The sequence below is a fragment of the Methanosarcina sp. UBA5 genome, from assembly GCF_002505485.1.
GTDB lineage: Archaea > Halobacteriota > Methanosarcinia > Methanosarcinales > Methanosarcinaceae > Methanosarcina.
The window spans coordinates 1-9801 of sequence record NZ_DAVG01000006.1; the positions used below are offsets into that span (position 1 = coordinate 1).

The window sequence follows — 9801 nt, forward strand, 5'->3', positions numbered from 1 at the left end:
AAGCTTGGATTGACTCATTATATTCACCTAGCTTACTGAGGGCATCACCTTTATAGTACCAAAATGTAGCATTCTCCAAAGTAGCTGAATCATTTGAGCTTGCGACATTCACCAGCGTAGCCGAATCATTTGAGCTTGCTACACTCACCATCATTAAAAACGCCAGTGTAGCCATTCCTAAAAATGTAATGAAAGTATGCCTTCGGCGTATTTTCTCACATCTCGTTTCTTTCATTCTAAGCCTCCCTATCCTCCCATATGAAATTAAATATATAGCAAAATATAGTTATAAATAAAGAAATAAATATAGGCTGGCACTATAAAAAAAGAAATAACTATACTTTGGAACTATAAAAAAGTAAATCAATAAACTGTGTAATTTTTAGTTATAACTCGATTTTGATATTACTTTGTCGTTTTTTATAGAAAAATCTCAAATATATTTTGAGAACTTTCAAAATAGCAATTTTTAACTAGCTACTATATTTTTTATAGTACAGCCATTTTTCAAAGCGGCACTTTTGTTCAAGCCATATATCATTAACTTTAAGCTTTTTTCACCCCACTTTCCGCAGTAAAATTTCATATTTTATAATTATTTCTGCTATCGATTTTCAATCTAGTATGATTTTTTTTCAGTCGACTACCCCGCTAGCTTGCTGCGGGGATGGAAAACTTCCCCGATAACCGTTGTTAATAATCAATTTAGGACTTACGCAATTATGATTCAAAATCAAGCACCTTAGTCGTCATAGTTAAAATTTGAATTTTAGATAGTTCTGAGGTTACTGCTGTTGGTTTTGTACTTCAAGTGCGTAAGTCCTACAAGTTATATTTTTAGCTACATTTATACTGTAAATGGAACTTAGACATGCAAACCATTGTGTATATAAAATAAGTTTGTTCTGATATTGGCGAACTATATGATTATATGTAGTATTTAATTTTAAGACAGCCTCTAAGACTGGCATTGGCTTAATTTCAACAAGCTTTTAATAAAAGTTAAATTTATATCCCATAGATGCTCACCAAAAGAATAATACCATGCCTTGATGTGACCCTTGACAGAGCAGGCGGCTGTGTCGTTAAGGGTGTTGAGTTCTTGGACCTGAAAGAGGCCGGAGACCCTGTGGAACTCGCCAAGCGCTACAATGAAGAGGGCGCAGACGAGCTTGTTTTTCTGGATATTACAGCTTCGGCTCACGGCAGGAAAACTATGATCGATGTGATTGAAAGGACTGCAGACGAGGTTTTCATTCCCCTTACGATTGGGGGAGGAATAAGTTCCATTGATGCAATTCGCCAGATTCTCAGGGCTGGCGCAGATAAGGTTTCAGTTAACACCTCTGCGGTCAAGAACCCTGACTTCATCAAAGAAGCCTCGGATATATTCGGAGCCCAGTGCATTGTTACTGCGATTGACTGCAGGCGAAATACCGATATAAAGAATAATCACGACAAAACTATTCTGGAGCTCGAGGATGGAACTCCTGCCTGGTACGAGGTAGTAATCTACGGAGGCAGGGAAGCTACAGGAATCGATGCCGTGCAGTGGGCAAGAAGAGCAGAAGAACTCGGTTCTGGAGAAATCCTGCTCACAAGTATGGACCGGGACGGAACATGTGCCGGTTATGACCTGCCAATTACAAGAAAGCTCTCAGAAGAGCTCGATGTCCCGATTATAGCCTCCGGAGGAGTAGGAAACCCTCAGCACATCTATGAGGGCTTCTCAATAGGAAAAGCCGATGCCGCCCTTGCAGCAAGCATCTTCCACTTCAGAGAATACTCAATAAAAGAAGTTAAAGAATACCTCAGAGAGCGGGAAATTCCTGTAAGACTTTAATTTCAGGAAAAAGAGGAACTTGTAGATTGCTTCGCCTGGATAGCGGCACTTGCCAATCTTTAAGAAGTAAATCTCGAAGAAGCCTTCCTTCCTTAAAGAGTACCCTGGTATATGCCCTACCTGCAAACAGAAGCCCTGTATCTTTACGGATTGATTACGGTAATCATATTATCTTGTTTGAGGAGCCTGATTTTCAGAAGCCTGATTTTCAGAATTTGTTCTCTGGATCTTGATTATTCTGACTTTCATCCTTCTTGATTGTCCCAGTTTTCATCCATCCAGAGATTTTTCATATGCACTTCCATATATTTTGAGATACTTTTTTATTTCTTAGAGGCAATCTCTTATGCGGAATTCTTATCTGGATTCTTCATTTATCGGGGGACATATATGTCAGAAGCTGAAACCATGGAACTTCTCGAGGGTTTGCAGTTTAAGATCCTTAACAACACTGGCGAGGATCTTATGCTCCAAGCTGAGAAAATTGAAAAAGGAAAATTCAAAAAAGGTCATCAGGCTCCAGCTAAAATCGAGTCTTATGAGGAAAAGAGCTTTGAGCTCGTTGCATGTGAAGGAAGCTGCGAGGGTGGAGCGGATATTGAAGGTTGGGTTAAGTACGGGTTGGGATGTGCGGAAGGGTACTGCAAGATACACTTCAGATACGTGGGAAAAACAGACAAGCTCAGCTACTCCTGTGAATGCCACATGCGTGAAGGAAAAATGCTCTATGAAGCCTCAAGAGACGAGAAAAACAGGAAAATTGTGAACTGGATAATAGGGCCGAAAGCGTAATCCAAATCATAGCATCCGGCCTGCACGACAAGAGTCTTTCAGGCTGGATTTAATTCGTTCTTATCTATTTTTATCTTTTTTATTTGTCAGTTATTTCTCAGGAATTTTAACATTGAGTCCTGCAGGAAAAAATGTATACCAAAGTTTAATTAAGGGCAGGTTCTCTAATCCCATCGATGAAGCCTGAAAAACCGGAACTACTTGCCCCGGCAGGAGGCATGGAAGCTTTTGTTGCAGCCGTAGAAAATGGGGCGGATGCTGTATATCTCGGAGCCCGGACTTTCAGTGCCCGGGGGTATGCCTCAAATTTTTCAGAAAAAGAGCTTGAAGAAGCCATCGATTACGCTCACCTGAGAGGCGTGAAAGTATACGTAACCGTAAATACTCTACTTAAGGAAGAAGAAATAGAAAACGCCCTTAAGCTGCTTTCCTGGCTGAGAGAAATAGGAACCGACGCGATTATAATTCAGGACCTCGGGCTTATCTCTCTTGCAGGAAAATATCTGCCTGACCTTCCGCTGCATGCGAGCACGCAAATGACTTTACATAACAGCGAAGGAGTTGAATTTGCAAAAAAAATGGGAATGGAGAGGGTCGTGCTCTCAAGGGAGTGCTCGCTTGAAGAGATAAAAAGAATTAAAGAAAAAACAGGGACTGAAATTGAGGTTTTTATACACGGGGCTCTCTGCATTTCCTATTCTGGCCAGTGCCTCCTGAGCAGCCTTATAGGGGGAAGGAGCGGAAACCGGGGGTTCTGTGCCCAGCCGTGCCGCAAAAAATACCGGCTGTACTGCGAAGGAAAGCAAATCAAAACAATAGGGAACTACCTCTTAAGCCCAAAAGACCTTAACACAACCTCAGGACTGGGAAACCTTATAGAAGCCGGGATTGAATCTTTCAAAATCGAAGGCCGGATGAAAAGGCCAGAATATGTTGCAGGCGTTGTCAGGATTTACCGCCGCCTTATTGACAGGTATATTGAAAACCCTGCAGGGTATTTCGTTTCCGAAGAAGAGCAGGAAATACTCACCCAGCTCTTTAATAGAGGCTTTACTCAGGGTTACTTTTTTGAAAATCCACGTTGGGAGCTTATGAGCCGGGAGAACCCCCACAACCGAGGAATTCCGGCAGGTGTGGTTATAGGGTATGACAGGCGTTCAAGCCGTATTCGGGTAAAACTTTCTCGGCCTCTTCGCCTCGGAGACGGGATTATGGTCGAAAATGCAGAGACTAGGCCCGAAGATAAAGGAAAAATCATATCCTCAATGTATACCGGAAAGGGTCCAGTATACAGTGCAGGAGTAGGAGATACGGTAGAAATTCCCTTTGATTCAAGGGCACCCTTAGGAAGCACGGTGTACAGGACGCATGACAAAAAGCTTATGGATTCCCTCAAAAAAGAAAGCGAGTCCGGAAACCTGAGGCCCAAAATCTCTGTGTCTATCAAGGCAACCGTTGCATCTGGAAGACCTGTCAGACTTGAGGTAAAAGACAGGGATTCAAACGTAGTGACAATTGAGTCCGAATATCTGGTTGAGAAAGCCGAAAAGCAGCCCACTTCAAAGGTCCGCATCGAAAAACAGCTTTCAAAATTGGGAAACACGATTTATGAGGCTGCTGAACTTAATGTCACTGTGGAAGAAGATATTTTTATTCCTGTGGGACAGTTGAACGAGCTGAGGACAAAAGCAATAGAGCAGCTTGAAAATCTGCGGATCTCCAGGTGGAAGCGGAAACCTCTTGATACTCTACAGTTCTATGAATCTGGGGAACAGGAACTAGGAGAAAAGGGATCCGAAGAGAAGGAATTAGAGGAGAAGGAATCATTAGAAAAGGCAGGACAGGAAGCCGAAAGAACTGTTCGAGATGGTCTTCCCATACGTACTATGCTCTCGGTTTCCGTGTATTCCCTTGAAGGGCTTGAAGGAGCGCTTGAAGGCGGAGCCGATAGGATCTATTTCGGCGAAGGGCTTTTCAGAAAGCCGGAAACAACAGAGCAAAAAGAAGGCTCGGCAAAGGGATCTGATGCAGTTTTTGAGAAAGCTGTCGCGGAGACTCAAAAAGCAGGCAAGAAAATCTATTTCATTACTCCAAAGCTTGTTAAAGATTCCAGAATGGAGTCCGTAGAAAAAATCTTCGCTCATGTAAGGGAACTGGGAGCTGACGGAATCCTTGTTTCAAACCTTGGAACCCTTGGCCTCGCAAAAGCCGGGAAAATTCCTTTTATTGCGGATAGTCCTCTAAATATCTTTAACAGCCACACCTTTGCCTTTCTATTGCAGAACGGGGCTCAGATGGCTGTAATTTCTCCGGAGCTGACCCTTGAAGAATTAAAAAGCGTTGCATCTTACGGGCCTGCAGAGTGTATTGTTTACGGCAGACTTGAACTGATGGAATCCGAACACTGCCTTACAGGGGGATTGCTCGGGAAAAATAAAGGACAGTGTAGTGCCCCATGCAGGTCAGGAAAGTTTACACTGGTAGACGAGAAGAACTACGAGTTTCCCCTGCTCATGGACTATGAATGCAGGATGCACCTCCTTAACTCAAGATCACTTTGCATGCTTGAATACATTCCTAAAATTCTCAAAGGTGGAGTTTCAAGCCTCAGAGTCGAAACTCTGGGAATGGAAAATCCAGACGAGATCAGAAAAGTGACCCTGGCCTACAGGAAAACGATTGATACCTATCTTGAAACTGGAAGAATGGGGAAGGAAAACTGCGAAAAGCTTGGAAAGGGCTTTACTACAGGACATTACTTCAGAGGTGTGCAGTAAAAGCTGGAATTGCCGGAAAAAAAGGCTGAAGGTGAAGGAAATATGGAAAATCTGGAGAAAATGGAGGTTTCGGAAAAAAGAAGCCTAAAAATCTTTTTATCCGGCTCGATCCGCGGAGGAAGGCAACTGCTTGAAACATACAGGTTTATGTTTGATACCCTCGAAGAAGTGGGGGCTGAAGTACTCAGCTGGCACGTTGCAGATCCTGATCTGGAAAAAGTAGAGATGAGAATGACAGAAGAGGAGATCTATGCCAGGGATATGGATTTGCTTGTAAAAAGTGATGCCCTGATTGCAGAAGTTACAGTGCCATCTACTGGTGTGGGTTACGAAATTTGCAGGGCACTTGTACAGGGAATTCCCGTGCTCTGTCTTTACAGCCCTGATGCAACCGTCTCGGCAATGATACTGGGAAATCCAGACCATTTACTTGAGGTGAGGGTTTATCCGGACAAAGCCTCATTAAAAAAAATAATTATTGAGTTTATCCGGGCTCTCTGAGGAAAAATGCTTGAAGTTAACCATCCGTTAGAAAAAAACGCCACCTGATGCACTGTTAATTTCTGAGGTTTAAACTTATTACTTTATAACTGTATTATAAAACTCAGTGATAATTATAAATAAGTTGAGCCCCTAAGTATGATTCATGGTAGTTGGAATTATTGAAATTCTAGTACTGGTTCTGGCAATCGTAGCGGCCTTCATCCTATATAAGATCCTGAAAACCGCAACCGGCCTTGCAATAAATGCAGTACTTGGGATCTTAGTCCTTATGGCGGCAAAACTTCTGCTCGGACTTGAAATAGCAATCACCTGGGTGGCAGTTCTTATCTGCGCAATAGGAGGCGTTTTGGGGGCGCTTGTTATAATTGTACTAAGTTACCTGAAAATAGCCTTCATATAAAAGCAACCAGAAAAGATGATTGCGGGAAAATTGAAAGCGATAAGGAGCATATAGGCATAAAACTTTTGGAAGTTTGCAGAATGAAGAAGTTCAATATTTCCAAAAAGAATATTTAAGATTTACCACAAAAAGAATCAAAGTTTCCGGAAGATTCCTTTTATTAGATGCCTCCTGTAAACATTCCCTTTGAAAATTTTTTCTTTTATTGTATCTTCTAATTTTATAATTTCGAGTCCCTTAAAAAGTATCCTGACCTCTTCTTTAGTAAAATAGTGGTAGATTATTCCGTTTTGCCGGGAAAAAGTTCTCTCTTCAAAAGGGATTGAAGGTTCTCCTCCGCAACGCATGTCTTCATAGCCGAAGGCCTCAAAGAAGAAAAAACCGCCCTTCCGAAGTATGTGACTGAATTCTTCGACAGCTGATTCCCTTTCTGCTTTGAAGAGATGCTGGAGTACCCCGTAACAGAGAATTCCGTCAAAAGCCCGGGTTTTGAAGGGCAGATCCGATATACTTGCGCCAAGGTGCTCGGCAAACCTGCCACTCCTTGCAATCTGAGCTCTGGAACCATTAAGAGCCGTTAAAGAAATGTCAATTCCTATTGCATTGTAATACTTTGTAAGTTCCCCAAGATATCTGCCGTTTCCTGAGCCTGCATCAAGAACCCTGGATCCGAACAGAAGATGAGCCTGGATATCCCGGATAGGGGCAGGCCCTCCCCATTTCAGGTGGGCGTATTCTTTGTCCCAGGCAAGGAAATGATTTTTCGTGGAGCCCACCTGTGAATCTGCGAGGTTAAAGGTATCAGATTTATCCATGTTTGCGATTTATCATGTTTATGCGTGTTTTTAAGGGCTGTAATTCGAAGCTTCTTCAAACCTTTCTACCAGGAACTCCTTCTCAAATGAAGATAGGAACCACCCGGCTTTGGGTCCCGAGCTCTGCCCGAGTAATGAAATATAAATTGCTTTGAAAAGTTCCTTAGGATTAACCTGCGGAGCAGGAGTGTTCAGCTTTTCCGCAATCCGCCTGTTGAGTTCGGAACCTTTGTCTTTTGCAGAATAGACCAGCATATGGTATTCTTCTCCACTGATTTCTCCTCTGGACTCAATAAGGGCTGCAAAGGCTGAAAGAAAGGCTCTCTGAAGTTCGGACAGGGTTGCTGCCTGCACAGGCACTTTTTCTTTCACTTTAAACTTGGCAAAAGGCGGAGCATAGAGTTTTAACCATTTAGAAACGTTATCTGCCAGTTCTTTTATACACTTTTTATCTTCAGTTGAAAAGCCTGAACGTTTTACGATTTTCAGAATTCGGTCAAAATCTCCCCTTGCTACCTGATATATAGTCACCATCTGCTTGAAAGGAATTTCAGACTGGCAGATCCCGGTTGCCCTGGAAAATTCGTACACTCTCCTCTGAAAAGTCCCGAGTGATGGATCATTTTCCCTGAACTGTGATCTGAGCCGTTCGTATTCGTCCACAAGAGTGAGTAGAGGCTGTCCAGGGTCGAATTGAATGTGTTTTTCAGGTTTTGTGCGGATGATCAGGTAGCGAAGAACTTCAGGAGGTACAATTTCCAGCATGCCTGAAATCGAGACAACGACTCCTGTAGAAGAAGACATTGCTCCCTGTTTTCCAAGCATTATCCACTCATAGACAATAGGATATGGAGGTTCGTGCCCGAAAATTTCTTTTACTATTCTCTTTCCGGTATCGTAAGAACCGCCTCTCGAAGCATGGTCTTTTCCGAAAGGTTCAACAGTCACCCCTAAAACTGACCAGCGAGCAGGCCAGTCTACGCGCCAGGTAAGTTTTCCTCCCCCTGTCATAGGCACGGTTCCGGAGTGCCCGCATGCACAGACATAGTCCACGGTTTCGGCTTCCAGATTAAAACCCGTTACCTTCGTGGTCGTGATCTTTCCGCATTGATTGCATCTGGGATTGAACGGGCTCCAATCCTGGACTACGGTTTTCCCTGAGACTTCTTCGAGGATTTTTGCGATGGCATCTCTTTTAACAAGGGCGGTTTTTATTGCTTCAGTGTATTTACCTGTCTTATACATCTCGTCTGCCCTGTAAACCTGAGGATTGATGCCCAGTCGCCTGAGAGCTTCCAGGAAAGGTTTCAGGAAATGCTCGGCATAGTTTGCGCAGTCTCCGCAGGGACAGGGAATCTCGGAAATGGGCTTCCCCATATGTTCGGCATAACTCTCTGGAAGGAATGGGTAAACCTTGCGCAGTGGGTCATAATTATCTGCAATATAGATAAAGTCGGCATTTGCCCCTTTATCAATCAGAGATCTATAAGCAGCATCGGCAGTCACGACTTCTCTCATGTTGCCTATGTGGATGTGCCCTGATGGAGTGATGCCTGTGGCAACAAGATGTTTGCCTTTCTTTTTTATCACGTCTTCGGCTATGACGTCTGCCCAGTGAATTGTTTCAGCCATATTTCTCACCAGAATCAAGCCTTTTCAAAAAACTGCTTGACCGCAAGCCTTTTTAAAAAAGGTTTGATCGAAAACTCTAGATAGCGGCGTGATCAACCGGCGCAACGGTTGAGCTTGAGCGAAAAATTTTGAATTCCCTGCATAATTATCGTTTCAACTAATAAACCTTGGGCTGGAAGGCAAGGAACAGGAGTCTGTTTTCCATTTTGCGTTTTTTGACAATAAAAGATGTAGATGAGACAAAAAGAAAAGCCAGATATAAAAAATAAAAAAAGGAGAAAAATTAATGGAGGTTCAAAGGCAAATTAATTCAGGAGTCTGCAGATTTACGGAGATTTAATATGGCACTTTACAGAGCAAATCAAGCAAACTTGATTTACCAATAGATAAAAGCATGTAAAAATATATAAATATTTCGAAATTGGTCGGATCCAGTCAGAGAGGGCAAGAACAATAAGACAAGCTAAGTGAAAACAATATAACCTTACAAATTCAAAAGAAAATACACAGAAAGAAATGAACGGCTGCTAAACTCAGGAAAATAGGATAGCACTGGTTAACAATATTACTTAACAATATTACAGTAGAGGATTCGCTGGCTGTATCAGAAAGTAAGTAAACTCTAAAAAATAGAACAACAGCAGGGATGGTGGTCGCTATTTACCAAGGAAAAAATTTTTTGGACCTGCCTGAGGAGTTTAATAGCGATTCTGCTGCTGTTTTTTGGCAGGCCCACGCTTGTCTAGTGCTACGATTCCAAAGTATGTTCACAATCTTGACTTTTGCATTGATCCATAGATCAACGAATTTTCCGTTAAAGAAAGGATTTATTTTGGAATCAATACACTAGTATAGATCTTGTGTATCCCTACTGTGGAGGAACACTCAGGTTACTACCCGAATCCTTTCCTTACGCTATCTGCTTTCTGAATAGGTTGCAGGAATTAATCTTAATATCGAGCAACTTTTCAATGTTCATTTTTGCGGCAATACCTTTTGCAGCGCCTGGTACTGACGTTATAACACCGATATTGAGTT

9 protein-coding genes are annotated in these 9801 nt (G+C 42.5%); 5 read left to right on the forward strand and 4 right to left on the reverse strand.

What is annotated here, in order from left to right; translation table 11 throughout:
• Positions 1-235: hypothetical protein (locus BP621_RS00325; protein WP_292387061.1), on the reverse strand; the 235-nt coding region annotated here is incomplete at its 3' end.
• 786 nt (positions 236-1021) lie between these two features.
• On the opposite strand from BP621_RS00325, the gene hisF reads away from it, so the two are divergent.
• From hisF to BP621_RS00350, 5 genes are all read left to right on the forward strand, one after another.
• Entirely contained in the window at positions 1022-1843 is an 822-nt protein-coding gene (gene hisF / locus BP621_RS00330) for an imidazole glycerol phosphate synthase subunit HisF (protein ID WP_292387063.1), read from the forward strand.
• A gap of 390 nt (positions 1844-2233) precedes the next feature.
• The gene (locus BP621_RS00335) at positions 2234-2635 is read left to right on the forward strand and encodes a hypothetical protein (protein WP_292387065.1); all 402 of its coding nucleotides are present in this window, start codon (positions 2234-2236) and stop codon (positions 2633-2635) included.
• Positions 2636-2811: 176 nt separating this feature from the next.
• Positions 2812-5412, forward strand: coding sequence for a DUF3656 domain-containing U32 family peptidase (locus BP621_RS00340; RefSeq protein ID WP_292387068.1), 2601 nt, complete (start codon positions 2812-2814; stop codon positions 5410-5412).
• Between the two features lie 42 nt (positions 5413-5454).
• The gene (locus BP621_RS00345) at positions 5455-5913 is read left to right on the forward strand and encodes a nucleoside 2-deoxyribosyltransferase (RefSeq protein ID WP_292387071.1); all 459 of its coding nucleotides are present in this window, start codon (positions 5455-5457) and stop codon (positions 5911-5913) included.
• A 145-nt stretch (positions 5914-6058) separates the two neighbouring features.
• Positions 6059-6316 (forward strand): pro-sigmaK processing inhibitor BofA family protein, encoded by a 258-nt coding sequence (locus BP621_RS00350; RefSeq protein ID WP_292387074.1) that lies wholly within the window; start codon positions 6059-6061, stop codon positions 6314-6316.
• A 134-nt stretch (positions 6317-6450) separates the two neighbouring features.
• Here BP621_RS00350 and BP621_RS00355 read toward each other — a convergent pair whose 3' ends face one another.
• The 3 genes from BP621_RS00355 to BP621_RS00365 form a co-directional block, all read right to left on the reverse strand.
• A complete protein-coding gene (locus BP621_RS00355; RefSeq protein WP_292387077.1) occupies positions 6451-7131 on the reverse strand; it encodes a class I SAM-dependent methyltransferase in 681 nt (226 codons plus the stop codon).
• 30 nt (positions 7132-7161) lie between these two features.
• Positions 7162-8763, reverse strand: coding sequence for a lysine--tRNA ligase (gene lysS / locus BP621_RS00360; RefSeq protein WP_292387081.1), 1602 nt, complete (start codon positions 8761-8763; stop codon positions 7162-7164).
• Between the two features lie 910 nt (positions 8764-9673).
• Positions 9674-9801 (reverse strand): hypothetical protein (locus BP621_RS00365; protein ID WP_349682029.1); only part of this gene is annotated, 128 nt, incomplete at its 5' end.